This is a genomic window from Enterobacter sp. Res13-Sevr-PEC09-46, from assembly GCF_015672585.1.
Lineage (GTDB): Bacteria > Pseudomonadota > Gammaproteobacteria > Enterobacterales > Enterobacteriaceae > Enterobacter > Enterobacter hormaechei_C.
In genome coordinates this window covers 1-14,462 of record NZ_JADABR010000015.1, presented here as the reverse complement: position 1 = coordinate 14,462, position 14,462 = coordinate 1, and the positions used below count along the sequence as shown (strand labels likewise).

Annotated in this window: 14 protein-coding genes; 5 read left to right on the top strand and 9 right to left on the bottom strand. The window is 56.9% G+C overall.

Features of this window, described 5'->3' with window-relative positions; translation table 11 throughout:
• Positions 1-7 precede the first annotated feature (7 nt).
• Complete coding sequence (locus tag IMQ56_RS08115) at positions 8-1,246, bottom strand: MFS transporter (RefSeq protein WP_023295299.1); 1,239 nt, start codon at positions 1,244-1,246, stop codon at positions 8-10.
• Between the two features lie 308 nt (positions 1,247-1,554).
• Between IMQ56_RS08115 and IMQ56_RS08110 the strand changes: the two genes are divergently transcribed.
• From IMQ56_RS08110 to IMQ56_RS08090, 5 genes are all read left to right on the top strand, one after another.
• A complete protein-coding gene (locus IMQ56_RS08110) occupies positions 1,555-2,625 on the top strand; it encodes a LacI family DNA-binding transcriptional regulator (RefSeq protein ID WP_196063838.1) in 1,071 nt (356 codons plus the stop codon).
• Positions 2,622-3,593, top strand: coding sequence for a nuclear transport factor 2 family protein (locus IMQ56_RS08105; RefSeq protein WP_015571630.1), 972 nt, complete (start codon positions 2,622-2,624; stop codon positions 3,591-3,593). The genes IMQ56_RS08110 and IMQ56_RS08105 overlap by 4 nt, the downstream gene beginning before the upstream one ends.
• Before the next feature lie 105 nt (positions 3,594-3,698).
• The gene (locus IMQ56_RS08100; protein WP_015571629.1) at positions 3,699-4,841 is read left to right on the top strand and encodes an ester cyclase; all 1,143 of its coding nucleotides are present in this window, start codon (positions 3,699-3,701) and stop codon (positions 4,839-4,841) included.
• Complete coding sequence (hisD, locus tag IMQ56_RS08095) at positions 4,842-6,137, top strand: histidinol dehydrogenase (RefSeq protein WP_017692810.1); 1,296 nt, start codon at positions 4,842-4,844, stop codon at positions 6,135-6,137. It begins immediately after the preceding gene.
• Positions 6,138-6,190: 53 nt separating this feature from the next.
• Positions 6,191-7,561, top strand: a complete 1,371-nt coding sequence (locus IMQ56_RS08090) for an amidase family protein (RefSeq protein ID WP_196063837.1) — start codon at positions 6,191-6,193, stop codon at positions 7,559-7,561.
• Here the strand turns inward: IMQ56_RS08090 and IMQ56_RS08085 are convergent.
• Genes IMQ56_RS08085 through fliE form a run of 8 tightly spaced genes read right to left on the bottom strand, consistent with a single transcriptional unit; the run spans position 7,558 to position 14,439 of the window.
• Positions 7,558-7,977 (bottom strand): flagellar protein FlhE, encoded by a 420-nt coding sequence (locus IMQ56_RS08085; RefSeq protein ID WP_023295297.1) that lies wholly within the window; start codon positions 7,975-7,977, stop codon positions 7,558-7,560. The two genes, IMQ56_RS08090 and IMQ56_RS08085, sit on opposite strands and share 4 nt — an antisense overlap.
• Positions 7,974-10,067 carry a flagellar biosynthesis protein FlhA gene (gene flhA / locus IMQ56_RS08080; protein ID WP_023295296.1) on the bottom strand — a complete coding sequence of 698 codons (2,094 nt, stop codon included), beginning with the start codon at positions 10,065-10,067 and terminating at the stop codon, positions 7,974-7,976. Before flhA ends, IMQ56_RS08085 begins: the two co-directional genes overlap by 4 nt.
• Positions 10,067-11,212 carry a flagellar biosynthesis protein FlhB gene (gene flhB, locus IMQ56_RS08075; RefSeq protein WP_015571625.1) on the bottom strand — a complete coding sequence of 382 codons (1,146 nt, stop codon included), beginning with the start codon at positions 11,210-11,212 and terminating at the stop codon, positions 10,067-10,069. Before flhB ends, flhA begins: the two co-directional genes overlap by 1 nt.
• Before the next feature lie 18 nt (positions 11,213-11,230).
• Positions 11,231-11,872, bottom strand: a complete 642-nt coding sequence (gene cheZ, locus IMQ56_RS08070) for a protein phosphatase CheZ (RefSeq protein WP_015571624.1) — start codon at positions 11,870-11,872, stop codon at positions 11,231-11,233.
• A gap of 5 nt (positions 11,873-11,877) precedes the next feature.
• Positions 11,878-12,264: a chemotaxis response regulator CheY gene (cheY, locus tag IMQ56_RS08065; RefSeq protein ID WP_015571623.1), complete on the bottom strand. Its 387-nt coding sequence runs from the start codon at positions 12,262-12,264 to the stop codon at positions 11,878-11,880.
• Complete coding sequence (locus tag IMQ56_RS08060; protein ID WP_023295295.1) at positions 12,254-13,315, bottom strand: chemotaxis response regulator protein-glutamate methylesterase; 1,062 nt, start codon at positions 13,313-13,315, stop codon at positions 12,254-12,256. Before IMQ56_RS08060 ends, cheY begins: the two co-directional genes overlap by 11 nt.
• On the bottom strand, positions 13,312-14,166 hold the full coding sequence (locus tag IMQ56_RS08055; protein WP_015571622.1) for a CheR family methyltransferase: 855 nt from the start codon (positions 14,164-14,166) through the stop codon (positions 13,312-13,314). The genes IMQ56_RS08060 and IMQ56_RS08055 overlap by 4 nt, the downstream gene beginning before the upstream one ends.
• Before the next feature lie 15 nt (positions 14,167-14,181).
• Positions 14,182-14,439 (bottom strand): flagellar hook-basal body complex protein FliE, encoded by a 258-nt coding sequence (gene fliE, locus IMQ56_RS08050; RefSeq protein ID WP_196063836.1) that lies wholly within the window; start codon positions 14,437-14,439, stop codon positions 14,182-14,184.
• Positions 14,440-14,462 lie beyond the last annotated feature (23 nt).

Here is a 14,462-nt window from a genome sequence, read left to right as displayed (position 1 = left end):
GAAAGAGTTATTGATCCGGCGCGGCAGCGTACGCACCGTTTTTTAATAATTGGGCTGAGGTTTGCGTTTTACGGGCATATACCCATCGAGCGGACAGCGGCGTGGCAATAGCGGCCACAACGGAAAGGGCGGCAATCAATATATAACCGGACGACAGGTTAATATGTTGCATCATTACGCCCATCATTACCGGCCCGACAAACATGCCGCAGGAATAAATGGTCTGGAATAGTCCCATTCGCGTGGATTGTTCATCAGACGAGGTATTCACTACGCTGAGCGACATGAATGCGGCAAAGGCCATACCGAACGAGAACCCCGCCAGCGCCTGCCACAGGTAAATCACATAGATATTGCTGGTAAAGGGAATGCCGAAAGTGGAAATCACCTGTAAAACGATGCCGAGCACGGCGGTTTTTACCAGCCCAAGGCGCTGATAAAACACCGAGCTGCACAGGGCGATGGCCAGCCCGTAAAAAAGAAGGTGAATGTTACCCAGCAGCGCGAGGATCCCTGCCCGGGCGCCAAGCTGCTCGGCATAGACCGGCGTCAGCGTGTCGCGGGTGGCGAAGGGCACCAGAATGACGACGGTCGCCAGGATGCCAATCAGCCAGACGGAACGGTCGGCCAGCTGCTGGCGCGCGCCGGTAATGCAGGCTTTAAGCGTGGGGGCCTGAACCGGGTCGTGCACGTCCTGAATGCGGGTCGTCAGGAATAACGCCACCAGGGCGGAGATGCAGGAGACAAAAAAGGCGATGTTATTGGCGAAATAGTGAATCAGCACCGCGCCAATACAGTTACCGAGAAACACGCCGATGGGCCCTGCCAGCGCCAGCAGCGCGACGGCGGCAGGCGCTTCGTTGCGACCGAAGTAACGCATGAACAGGATGTTGTACAGTACCCAGGTCGCCGCCGTGACACCGTCTGCCGCTTTCGCCAGATACAGCGTAATGGCGTTGGGTTCAAGCCAGGCAATCGGCCAGGCGATAATTGGCAGCAGCAGGCCAATCTGGATGAAGATCCTGCGGCTTTTAACCACGTCGGAAATAATGCCTAACGGGAAGCGTATCAGAAGGGTTGCCAGACCGGACGCGCCCATGATGATGCCCATGATCTGTGGCTCAATGCCCTGGTTGATCATCATGGGGGCCAGGAATGCATCAATGCTATGAATGCAGATAAAGAACAGGATGCTGATGATGAAAAAGAGCCGGGCTTCCCGACGGCGTAACAGTGCTTGAAACATGGTTTTGAACCTCTTAAGAATTAATGGGTTATAACCAGTCAGGGACGACGTTTACCGGTTCAATCCTTTGGGCGACTCCTGTTCTCTCCGGTACCATTGACGGTATGAAAACTCTTTGCATACGTATTCAAGATTTGAAGTTACGAAAAGGTTTCACATTTGTAAAGTGATCTCGATCTTGTTGTGAGAATTTTAATTTTTTGTGTTGCATACGCATGCAAAGGTGGTGTAAGTATAAAAAACACCCACTTGCTGAGGCGTTTGAAGCACGTGCAAATGGGCAGGACGTTGATAAGGAATCAGGGGTAATGAAACGTAAGACTTTTGCAGCAGTCACATCCCAACAGGTCGCTCAGCTGGCGGGGGTATCGCAATCTGCGGTGTCGCGAACGTTCACGCCGGGGGCCAGCATTTCACCGGCAACGCGTGAAAAAGTGCTGAAGGCAGCGCGCGAGCTGGGCTATCGCCCGAATGCGATCGCCCGTTCGCTCAACACGGCTCGTTCGCGCATTATCGGTGTCGTCATTTCTTACTTTGATAACCCCTTTTACTCGCAGGTGCTGGAGGCGCTGGCGCAAAAGCTGGATACGCTGAACTATCACCTGCTGCTGTTCGTTGGCGATCGGGAAGGTAACGTAGACCGTATTTTTGACCAGATTATGCAGTACCGGGTGGATGGCATTGTGCTGGCCTCGGTGACGCTGTCGCTGGAGTTATCCGAGGAGTGCCTTGCCGCCGGGATCCCGGTAGTGCTGTTTAACCGCAGCGAAGAGAGTGGCATGGCCTCCAGCGTCAACAGTAATAACGAAGCGGCCGCGCGGCAGATTGCCGAGTTTCTGCTGGCGGGGGAGCACAAGCGTTTTGCCTACGTGGCCGGCGTGGCCGATTCCCCGGTCAATATCGCCCGCCAGCGCGGGTTCATTTCCACGCTGGAAGAACATGGCATCACCGATGTCCGGGTGGTGCACGGGAATTACGACGCTCAGCAAACCACCCGGGCAGCCTATACCCTGTTTTCGACGTCGCCAGCGCCGGATGCGGTCTTTGTCGCCAACGATCATATGGCCGTCACGGTAATGGATGTGGCGCGCTATGAGTTTGGTTTGCGCATTCCGGAGGAGGTCTCCGTTGTCGGCTATGACGACATCGGCCCTTCCGGCTGGCCCTCTTATGCGTTGACCTCGGCGTCGCAGCCGGTCGGCGCGATGGTGGATGCCACGGTGGAACTGTTAATGAAGCAAATTGACAGCGGAACCATAGAGCCTGAACAGATTACGGTGCCCGGTACGCTGGTGATACGCCACTCGGCGCGTCGCCCACGCAGCGGCGTTATCGAAACCAATGGTTTAACGCTATTCCAGTCTAAGGAGCGCACATGACCAGATTGCGGGGCTTCAGCCCTCAATTCGACTCTATCCAGCAGTTCATTTTGACGCTGACGCACGTGGTGTGGGAGCAGAAAGATATCGGCCAGCTGGCGGATTTTTACGCCACGCCGGTGGTTTTCACTACCCCCGAAAAACAGCTGCATGAGCTTTCCCAGTTTATGCGCCTGACGCTTGAGGCGATGCACAGCTTCCCGCAGCGAGCGGTGCTGACGGAGGATATTCTGTGCAGCCAGAACCCGGGGGACGAGTACTATGCGGCGCAGCGTACCGTAGCCCGCATTCAGCACCAGGGGGAGGGATTTTTTGGCCCGCCGACCGGGAAAAATGTCTGGGTCCGCACCTGGGCCGATCGCATCTGTGTTGATGGTGCCGTACGCCAGGAGTGGCTGCTTCAGGATCGTGCCGCGATTGTGGCGCAACTGGGGCTGGATGTCCGCGACTTTGCTTTTAACCTGGCGACCATGCGCCAGCAGCTTGGGCTGGAATCTGTGTCTGCTGAGACGCTGGACGCCCGCTGGGCGGGTGGGCCTGAGGGCGACGACGTGGAAGGGGCGCTTGCCGGGGTCGTTGAGCGCTACTTAACGATGTGGGCGGGCGGTAACAGCGGCGTGGTGCCCGGTCTCTATCACCCGGCGGCGACGCTGTACGCGCCGGGGCACTGCCTCTGCACCGGCGAACAGGAAATTGGCGCACAGCTTTCCGGTTATCGCGCTTCATTTGCCGACAGCGAAACGCAGCTTCATCACCTGATTGTGCGTAAAGATCCTAATGAGCCGATTCGACTTTCATTGCGCTGGTCGTTGTTAACCTGGCATGACGGTTACGGCAAATTTGGTGCGCCGACCCGTAAACCCATATCAATTACCGGTATCAGCCAGCTTGAATTACGTGATGGTTTAATTTTCCGTGAATATCTGGGGATCGATGAATTAGCGATTTGGTCGCAAATATTTAATTAATGGGGCGGCAGCCCCCTTATTCCGGCTGCAAAAAATAACCGTGTTTAATTCACCCTCACTTACGGGTGCGGGTTCTTATTGTCTGAAAACAGAGCAGGAGTTTATATGTCTTCCACCGAAGCAACAAATAAAGCACCAGCCGTACCCGAAAAAAGCAGCGTGAAATCGCTGAAAGAGGAACCTGTATTACAGGTGGAACGTCGTGATTTTGTCGATCTGGTACCGGAAAAAAGACCGCGCGTGCAATCATTACGCGGCTTTGATGACTGCTATACCGATATTGTCGATTATATCGTTCGCTGCACCCATAAAATATGGGACGAGCGCGATGTTGGCTTAATTTATTCTCACTATACCCATAACTGCGTGCTGTATAACGCGCTGGGGACACTCTATAACCGCGAACAGGTGGTACAGGATACGCTGCAACGCTTAATTGCCTTCCCGGAACGGCGCGGAATGGCAACCCAGGTTATCTGGAACGGAAATGATGTTGACGGTTTTTATACCTCTCACCTGGTGACGGGAAGCGGGCGGCATACCCAGCACAGCCATTTAGGTAAGCCGACGAACCGTACGTTTGTGACGCGTACCGTGGCGGATTGCATGATCCACGAGAATAAAATTTATCGGGAGTGGGTGGTCAGCGACAATATGTCACTGATGAAACAGCTTGGCCTGAATACCGATCAAATCGCATTTAATATGGCAAAGGAGCAGTTCGATAAAGGCTTCCGCGTGATGGACATCGGCGAAAACGGCCGTATGCTGGGGCAATATCCGCCGGAGATGGAGTGCGATGTTTCCATTGCGCACACCGATACGGAGGAGCAGTGCCTGCGCTGGCTGCATGAGATCTACAACCGCCGGATGTTTGGCAAGATCAAAGAAGTGTATGCGCCTAACGTACAGTGGCACGGTCCGCTGATGAAAGAGCTGTACGGCACCGCGGCGGTAACCCATCAGACGCTGGCGCTGGTGGGGATGATCCCTGACGGCGCGTGGCTGCCGCAGCATATTTGTTCCAACCCGTGCGATGAAGGCGGCGTCAAAGTGGCCGTACGCTGGATTATCGAAGGACATCACCTGGGTTACGGCGAACTCGGCAAGCCGACCGGAGAACGACTGTTCGTGATGGGCATGTCGCACTACCACATCGTCAACGGAAAAATTGTTGATGAGTGGGTGGTTTATGACCATCTGGCGCTGCTGGCGCAGATCAAACTCGGCCAGATGGAGGACGCGTAAATGTTAAATCAGGTGAGCTGGATTAAGCGCCCGCAGGGGCAGGATGCGCAGGCCGATCGTTCCCTGACGGAGAAGGTCAGCGCCATTATCGAGCGCGTGAAAACCGAGGGCGATACGGCGCTAAGAGCCTTTTCGCAGCAGTTTGATCATGTCGTACCGGCGCAGTTTGAGGTGAGCGAGCAGGAGATTGCCGAAGCACTGGAGGGGATGGATGCCCAGACGCGCCGCGACAGTGAGTTTGCCATTAATCAGGTGCGTCGTTTTGCGCAGGCGCAGCTGGCGACCATGCTGCCGCTGGAGGTAGAGACGCTGCCTGGCGTGCATCTCGGTCACCGGATCATCCCGGTGCAGACGGTGGGCTGCTACGTGCCGGGCGGACGGTATCCGATTCTCTCCGCACCCGTGATGTCGATTGTTCCTGCGACGGTGGCGGGCTGTGAACAGATTATCGCCTGTCTGCCCCCGGGCGCGCATCCGGCGATGATTGCCGTTTGCCATCTGGCGGGCGCGCACCGCATTTTCAAAGTTGGCGGCGCGCAGGCCATTGCGGCTATGGCCTGGGGAACGGAGAGTATTCCGTCAGTGGACAAAATCGTTGGGCCAGGCAACGCCTTCGTTAACGAAGCGAAACGCCAGGTGTTTGGTCGAGTCGGCATTGATGCCCTCGCCGGGCCGAGCGAGATTTTTACTATCGCCGACGACAGCGCCGATCCGCGCATTCTGGCCGCCGATATGCTGGCGCAGGCAGAGCACGATATTCATACCCGCGTCGGGCTGGCGACAACCAGCCGGGATATCGCTGAGCGTACCCTGGCGGAGGTTGAGCGTCAGCTTGCGACTCTGCCAACGGCCGCCACGGCGGGCGAGGCGTGGCGTCGGCAGGGTGAGATTGTGCTCTGCGAAGATGAAGCGCAGCTGATTGCGTTTGCTGACCATATGGCGACGGAGCATTTGCAGGTGCATACCCGCGATCCGCACGCGACGGCAGCGAAGATCCGCAACTATGGCTCGCTGTTTATTGGTCAGAACGCCAGCGTGGTGTTCTCCGATAAATGCTGCGGCACCAACCATACGTTACCGACGATGGCGGCGGCACGCTATACCGGCGGTCTGTGGGTAGGGGCATACGTCAAAATCTGTACCCATCAGTGGATTGACGAGCAGGGTATCCCGGCAATCGCAGAACCGGCGATCCGCCAGAGCCGTACCGAGGGGATGCAGGGGCACCGACGGGCGGCGGAAATTCGTCTGCGTCCGCAGGACATTGATGCCATTACTACCGGCATGCGGGACTAAAACGTATCCCGGGCAGCCTTCTGCCCGGTTTTCAGCACGGGGAGCCTGAGACTATGAAGCGCCTGATACCGCCAGACGACTGTCCGGAGGAAATTGCCCGCCGTCTCGACGTCATACAGCAGCACCGGGCGCTCAACGCGATCCTCGGGGTTAACCCTGACGCCATGTCTCAGGCGGAACAGCATCAGCAGCAGCGTCGGCGTGGAGAGCCGATCGGCCCCCTGCACGGCGTGCCGCTGATCGTCAAAGATAATATTGCCTGCGCGCCGATGCCGATCACCCTTGGCTGCCGTGCGCTGGCCTCACTTAACGCGACAGCGGATGCTCGGGTCGTGCAGCGATTGCGCAGAGCGGGGGCGATTATTCTTGCCAGGGCCAATATGTCCGAGTTCGCGTTCGATGTGCGCTCGCGTAGCTCGCTGGGGGGTGATGTGGCGAATCCACTTTGCCCGACACTCACCGCCGGAGGTTCCAGCGGAGGATGCGCCGCGGCGGTGGCGGCTGGAATGGCGGATGGCGCATTGGGTACCGATACCGGCGGCTCTATCCGCATTCCCAGTAGCTATACCGGGCTGGTGGGGCTACGGCCTGCCTTTCGCCGTTCACAGCTGGACGGCGTGGCGCCGCTCTCGCCCAGCAAAGATACCGTTGGGCCAATGGTACATAGCGTTGAGGATGCCGCCTTGCTGCATGCGGTGATCCATGGCCTGCCGCCGGTTGCGCTTCCTGTGCGTTCGCTGAAAGGCGTTCGCTTTGGCGTGGTGACCGCGTTACAGGGAGAGGATGAGGTACAGCTGGAGGTCTGGCAGTCGGCGCTGCACACGTTGCGCCGTGCCGGAGCGACGCTGGTGGAGGTTTCACTCCCCTTCCTTGAAGAGGTGAGGCAGGCCACCTGCCTCAGTCTGTATGAATTTCGCGTGGCGATTGACGACTGGCTTAGCAAACAGCCTGGCGCTCCCTCCGGACTGACAAGCATTGTGGACTCCGGCGCTTTCCTGCCAGAGTTTGCGCCGTTTCTACGTCAGATGCTGGCGAGTAACACGCTGAAAACCCCGCTCTGGCTGGCGGGGCGTCGCTTTCAGCGCCTGTTGCGGCAGAACCTTTGCCAGGTGGCGGAGGTGCAGCGCATCGACGGATTTGTGTATCCCACCGTACAACGATTACCAGAAAGTATGGCGAAGATGCCGCCAGGCTGCGCGCCGGAACTGGCCGCCATCAGCGGCCTGCCTGCCATTACGTTGCCCTGTGGCGTAAGCCGTATCGGGCTGCCGGTAGGGATGGAGATGTTATCGGCGCAGGAGGATGAGACGATGCTGATGACGCTGGCGCTGGCGTGTGAGGGGGCGCTGGGCGGGATAAATGAGGTGCTGAGGTTTAAGGCAGGATATCGCCAGAGCGGTACCGTTTGTCAGGACCTCTCTTAAAGCGCCGATGGCCCCTTGCCGCGATACCTTATTGTGATTTCATTTTTCAGTATTGTCAGCGGCGGCGTCATTTCGCCGCGCGCTACCGACTGATACTCAAAGCGAAAGGGGCCCGCGGCCGGGAAACCTGCTGGCAACGGGATTTCGCCCGCCAGTTCCCTGAGCATCAGACAGCGCAGGTTGTTACAGACGCGAATGCGAAAGCCCGGCGGCGTGGGGCCGTCCGGTGTAATCTTCCACAGCAGATGCGTCGGCGTAACCCCTTTCGGAAGGGGGGCGGCGGGCTGAACTGGACGACTTTTCAGTACCTGCTTGCCGCGCGACAGCGTGCCGCCAAAACTATGGCTGCTCCATGAACCGTCCGCAGCAAACGCCGGTGGCGCAAGCAGCAGAACAAGCAAGGCGGCTCTTATCACGATTTACCTCCAATGAGATACGTCATTCTCACGTTGCGCTGAGTGTTTATCTCCTGGCTGGAGAGCACTGCAAGCTGAGGGAAGATGCGACGAAGATAGCGGGACAGCATCAAACGCAGCGCCGGGTTCACCAGCAGAACCGGCGGCGCACCCAGCGCTTCCTGATGCTGCAACGCCTGCTCGGTCTGTTTCATTAAATTCTCGGCAATTCCCGGCTCGATAGCGCTTCCGCTCTGGGTTGCCTGTACCAGCAACTGCTCAAGTGACATATCAAGGCCGATTATTTGGATATCGTCGTCGCCAGGGAACCACTGCTGCGTAATCGCCCGGGAGAGGCGAGCGCGCACGCGGGCCGTCAGCTCGTCAGCGTCAGACTGAGGAGTGGCATACTCAGCCAGCGTGTCGATGATGGTCCGCATATCGCGGATCGGCACGCGCTCGGAGAGCAGATTTTGCAGTACTTTGTGCAGCGTGGTCAGGCTGATTACCCCGGGGATCAAATCCTCTATCAGCTTCGGCGACTGTTTGGTGAGCTGGTCAAGCAGCTGCTGCGCCTCCTGGCGACCGAAAAGTTCGTCCGTGTGGGTGCTGATAAGGTGGTTCAGGTGCGTAGCGACGACGGAACATGGATCGACTACGGTATAGCCCAGCGTCTGCGCCAGCTCGCGATGGACTTCATCGATCCATAGAGCGGGAAGTCCAAAGGTTGGTTCTTTACAGGGCGTACCGGGCACTTCTCCCTCAGCACAGCCTGGATCGATCGCCATCCAGCGATCGGGCTGGACCTCGCCTTTACCAATCGTCACCCCTTTTAGCAGAATACGATAGTGAGTCGGCGGCAGGTCGAGATTATCGCGAATGTGAACTGCTGGCGGCAGAAAGCCCATCTGCTGCGCGAACTTCTTACGAATACCCCGTACGCGGGTTAACAGCTGGCCCTGCTGTTCATGATCGACCATAGGGATCAGTCGATAGCCAACCTCCAGCCCCAGTACATCTTCCATCTGCACGTCAGACCATGTCGCTTCATTAACCTGCGCCACGTCAGCTTCAGCTCGGGTAGGGGCGGAGGGGGCGGAGCCCGTTTTTTTCGCCTTACCTTCCTGGCCCCGCAGCCACCATGCAATGCCTAAAAGTGAGGAGGTAAAGAGTAAAAAGACCAGATTGGGCATGCCTGGGATTAGCCCCAGCAAACCAATTACGGCCGCAGAGAGGGCAAGCACACGAGGCGAGGTAAACAGCTGGCCGACCATCTGCTCGCCTACGTCCTGCTCGTTGACCACACGCGTTACAACGACACCTGCCGCGGTGGAGATTACAAGACCAGGGATCTGCGCAACCAGGCCGTCACCGATGGTCAACAGCGTGTAGGCTTCTCCCGCTGCGCTGAGGGTCATATCATGCTGCATTACGCCGATAATCAGGCCACCGATAATGTTTATTGCCATGATCAGCAGGCCTGCGATGGCATCGCCACGCACAAATTTGCTCGCACCGTCCATGGAGCCGTAAAAATCTGCCTCCTGAGTCACCTCTTTTCGACGGCGTTTGGCCTCCTCCTCGCCGATCAGACCGGCGTTCAGGTCGGCATCGATTGCCATTTGTTTACCGGGCATACCGTCAAGGGTAAAGCGGGCACCCACTTCTGCAATACGCCCGGCCCCCTTGGTGATGACCATAAAGTTTATAATTATCAATATGATAAAGACGACAATGCCGATGGCAAAGTTGCCGCCTACCAGGAAGTGGCCGAACGCCTCGATAACCTGGCCCGCGGCGTCAGCGCCGTTATGGCCGTGCATCAGGATAACGCGCGTTGAGGCGACGTTTAGCGCCAGGCGAAGCAGCGTTGAGAAGAGCAGTACCGTCGGGAAGGCGGAAAACTCCAGCGTATTCTGGGTAAACATGGCGACCAGAAGGATCATGATCGCCAGTACAATATTAAAGGTAAACAGCAAGTCCAACACGAAGGTTGGCAGCGGCAGGATCATCATCGCAAGGATCGTCATGATCAGGACTGGACCGGCCAGTACCTGCCACTGGGTCTCCTTGATGCCGGGCAAACGTAATTTGGTGGCGATATTAGCCATTACTCTTTACTCTCTTGTGCAAAATCGAGCGCCGGGGGAACCGGCAAATCTTTAGGTTCTGTTGGGCGCAAGCCAAAGCCTTTACGCCACCGGCGCAGGCTATATACCCAGGCCAGGACTTCGGCAACAGCGTTATATAATTCACCGGGCACCGGCTGACCCGGCTCGCAGTGCCGGTAAAGCGCACGCGCCAGCGGTGGCGCTTCCAGCATCGGAACCCGATTTTCTTCAGCCATCTCGCGGATGCGCAGGGCAATAAGTCCACTGCCGCTTGCGACGACGATCGGTGCGCCCATGGTGCCTTCCTGATACTTCAGCGCCACGGAATAGTGGGTCGGGTTGTTGACGACCACATCGGCGGTGGGCACCTCGGCCATCATGCGGCTTTGTGCCATCTGGCGCTGAATCTGCCTGACGCGACCCTTAATGTGCGGGTCACCTTCCTGGTTTTTAAATTCATCCTTTATCTCCTGGCGGCTCATTCTCAGCTTCTTAAAGTTGCTCCAGAGCTGATAAATCACGTCGAAGGCCACCATGGGGATCAGTGACAAAATCACGTACAGCATGCAGCCAATCAGCAGGTTGCTGATGTCGTTTAGCGCGCCGCCCAACGGTTCATACATTAGATTGATGAACCTGCTTTTATTGAGCAGTAAAAACAGTCCTCCCCCCGTGGCGGCCAACAGCACCTTGAGGATGCTTTTGATCATCTCTGATACCATTTGGGCAGAGAAAAGACGCTTGATACCGGTGACGGGATTAAGTTTTTTAAGATTAACCTTTAGCGCCTTACTGCTTGCGTTCAGGCCGCCGATAATCGACGGTGCCGTTATTGCGGTCACGTACAGCCCGCCGGCGAAGGGCAGAATGGCGAGAAAAGCCATGCTCAACAGCGAGGCTGCACGATGTAACATATTCTGCGGGTCGCGGATCAGCAGTCGATCAAAGGTCAGCCCGTTGTGCAGAATAGATTCAAGCTGCGTCGCCAGATGGCTACCTGCGCCGACGATAAGCCCCCAGCCCACCAGAAGCATGGCAAGGGTGGTCAGCTCGCGCGAACGCGGAACCTGACCTTCCTCCCGCGCTTTCTGTTTTCGGTGGGGTGTGGGGTCTTCTGTTTTGTCGCTCTCGCTCTCTTCAGACATAGTGTTGGCCTGGGGTCATCAAAAGCCCAGCGACTCCAGCAGGTCATCCACCTGTTCCTGAGAGGCGACAATCCCGGCGACGCTGGTATCAATCTGCGGGCCGTTCTTGAGATGGGCGTCACCGCTCTGTTCGATACCCGCGTCACGTTCGCGCATGTTTTCAACCAGCACGCTGATCAGCTCGGTTTCGACGGTCTGAATCACCTGCATCAGGCTTTGTAGCACCTGGCCGGTGAGATCCTGGAAGTCTTGCGCCATCATTATTTCGGTGAGCTGTTGGTTGGTTTGCTGAGCGGTGGCCGGCACGTCCAGCAGAAAGGTACGTGTCTCTTTCACCAGTTCTCGCGCCTCGTCAAGCGGCTGTGGCTCTTCAAACCAGGCGTCCCACCGTTCAGTAAGCTTACCGGCATTTTCACCTAATCTTTCCTGGAGCGGTCGTGCCACCTCGACGGCCGTCAGCGCGCGATCGGCGGCCTGAGACGTTTTGCCAACAACGTAGTTGAGACGGTCACGCGTGTTGGGGAACGCGTCCGCGACTTCTTTAATGGCCTGCTCCAGGCCAAGATTTGCCATACTGTCGCGCAGCAGCCGGGTTAATTGACCGATACGCAAAAAGAGATCCTTTGGCGGTTCCGCGATCTCGCCAGGCTGAGTGGTCATAGTATTCACCCGAGTTTTTCAAAAATTTTGCCAAGCTTTTCTTCCAGCGTGGCGGCAGTAAACGGTTTAACGATGTAACCGTTGGCACCCGCCTGCGCGGCGGCGATAATGTTTTCGCGCTTTGCTTCCGCAGTAACCATCAGTACCGGCAGCTTTGACATCGCCGGGTCGAGGCGAATGGTTTTCAGCAGCTCAAGGCCATCAAGGTTGGGCATATTCCAGTCGCTCACAACGAAATCAAACTCACCGGCGCGCAGCTTGTTCAGCGCGTCCTGGCCATCTTCCGCCTCTTCAATATTTGAATAGCCCAGATCCTGAAGCAGGTTACGTACGATACGTCTCATGGTGGCAAAATCGTCCACCACCAAAAAACGCAGGTTTTTATCCGACATGTGTGTTCTCTCCTGAACGTCGTGGTTTATGGCTGAAACTTTCCAGCAGACGCTGGCTAATTTTATTGAGATCGACGATTTCTCGGGCAGCGCCAAGGGCAATCGCTTCGCGAGGCATACCGAACACCACGCAGCTCGCTTCGCTCTGAGCGAGGGTAAACGCCCCCGACTCCCGCAACGCCAGCAACCCACGTGCGCCGTCGGCTCCCATTCCGGTAAGGATGGCGGCGCTGGCATGTGCGCCCACCAGCTGTGCAACGGAGTTAAAGAGAACGTCTACAGACGGGCGATGACGGTTGACGGGGGGCGCGTCGGTCAGCCTGACGGCGTACCCTTTTCCGTGACGGACGATCTCCATATGCTTATCGCCGGGGGCGATCAATGCCGTACCCGGAAGTACCGGTTCGCCGTCATCCGCTTCATGCACCTTTATCTGGCAAAGTGAATCAAGACGCTGGGCGAAGGAGCGGGTAAATCCAGCAGGCATATGCTGGGCGATGACGATACCGGGGACGCTGGCTGGCAGCGGCGTTAATACCTGGCGCAGCGCCTCCGTCCCGCCGGTCGAGGAGCCAATCGCCACAATGCTTTGTGGATCCACGGTAATGCCCCGCAGTATCGGCGAGGCCACTTCAGCCTGACGTCCCAGTTTTGCCTTCGCGGCAATGCGGATCTTCTCTGCGACCTGCACACCCCACAGTTCCAGATTTCCGGCGATACGCTGATCGGGTTTGGCCAGAAAATCGACGGCGCCGTGTTCCAGCGCGGCCATTGTCGCCTTCGAGCCTCGGGTGGTCATCGAGGAGATCATCACCACCGGCATTGGACGAAGGCGCATCAAACGGGAGAGAAACTCCAGCCCATCCATTTTCGGCATGTCGATATCCAGCGTCAGCACGTCGGGGTTCAACTGCTTAATCATCTCGCGTGCGATCAGCGGGTCTGGCGCGGTGCCGACCATCTCCATATCTGGCTGTTGATTGATCACTGCGCTCAGGATGTTGCGCATGAGCGCAGAATCATCAACTGTCAGCACCCGTATCCGTTTCACCGTAAGGCCTCCGTAAGTTCATACACCGACTGGCCGCGAAGCCTGAGTGGAATGTGCGGATGATTAAAATGTTCAGAGTGACCAACAAACAGCAGGCCGTCTGGCTTCAGCATGCGGGCAAAGCGCTCAAGCAGACGCTTCTGCGTCGGCGCATCGAAATAGATCATCACGTTGCGGCAAAAGATGGCGTCAAACGGTCCGGGTAGCGGCCAGCTGTTGTCCAGCAAGTTGAGCCGCTGATAGTGAATAGCGGCCAGCAGTTCTGGCTTTACCTTCACCCGATCGCTGTTCTCACCCGAGCCGCGCAAAAAATAGTGGCGTTTTTGCACCAGGGTCAGCGAGTGTAGGTCGGACATGCGGTATACCCCTGCCTCCGCTTTGGCCAGCACCTCGGTATCGATGTCAGAGGCCCAGACGCGTGGCCCTCCCGTCGCGCTCCCCAGAGTCTCGTCCAGCGTCATGGCGATGGAGCAAGGTTCTTCCCCGGTGGAAGCGGCGGTACACCAGACGCGGTAGCCGTTGGGCCGCTGACGGGCGTGTTCTGCGAGCACCGGGAAGTGGTAGGTTTCGCGAAAGAAAGAGGTCAGATTGGTTGTCAGCGCGTTGACAAAGTTCTGCCATTCCGGATGCTCGCTGTGGGATTCCAGAATGCTGATGTACTCAAGAAATGTGTCAATCCCCAGCGCCCGTAGCCGCCGTGATAAACGATTAAAAATCATCTCTCGTTTTTGTGCGTTGACTACAATCCCGGCGCGGCGATAGATCAGTTGCCCAATACGCTGTAATTCAGAATCGGATAACGTAAGCTTATTTGGCGATAAGCGCACGGGAATGTCTTTAAATTCACTCATAGACAGGGCGAGGCCTTATACCGGGGTATTCATGATTTCCTGGTAGGCACTGAGCATTTTATTGCGCGCTTGCACACCGAAGCTAAAAGAAATTGAGGACTTCTGCATTGCCAGCATTACGTCATTTAATCCAATATCGCTACTGCCAGACATCCACTGCTGCGTCATTTCTTTCGCGTTAACCTGAGTTTCATTAATTTCATTGATACTGTTGAATAAAATGTCAGAGAACGACGGCGTGTTTTTCAGCGCGGCAGGCTGGTTTCGGCTCATGCCGGCTATTTGCTGTGACTGAG